Source organism: Streptomyces sp. NPDC127092 (assembly GCF_042722475.1).
In the GTDB taxonomy this organism is placed as follows: Bacteria; Actinomycetota; Actinomycetes; order Streptomycetales; family Streptomycetaceae; genus Streptomyces.
Window position 1 is genome coordinate 610 of record NZ_JBHXFE010000437.1, and the last position, 400, is coordinate 1,009.

Annotated in this window: 1 protein-coding gene; it reads right to left on the minus strand. The window is 66.5% G+C overall.

The genetic code is table 11. The annotated features are described in order from the left end of the window. Positions 1–10 precede the first annotated feature (10 nt). Positions 11–400: CBS domain-containing protein (locus tag ACFWJO_RS41100; protein ID WP_386873536.1), on the minus strand; the 390-nt coding region annotated here is incomplete at its 5' end.

Consider the following 400-nt stretch of genomic DNA (forward strand, 5'->3'; position numbering starts at 1 on the left):
AGGTGTGGACTCAAGCCGCGCGGGGCAACACTCCGCGCAAGACGTCGGTGAGGGTGACGACCCCAGTGAACCGGTTGTCCTGGGTCACTGCGGCCAGCTGGCGGCTGTTGCGGCGCATGGAGGCAAGTGCTTCGTGCAACGGTGTGGTGGAGGGCAGCGTCAGAGCCTGCTGGGTAAGCGGCTGGATTGGCGCAGAAGACTCCATCGTGAGGGTGTCCCGCACGTGAACGACGCCCGGAACGCTCTCCGGGGTGTGGTCCGGCTGGACCAGGATACGCAGATGTCCCGAGCGCGCAGCGGCATTCTGGACCGCCTCCACGTCGGCATCGGGGGCGACCTTGACCGGGTGCTGACCCTGGGGGAGGAGGTCTCCAAGAGCGAGGGTCTGAAGATCCAATGC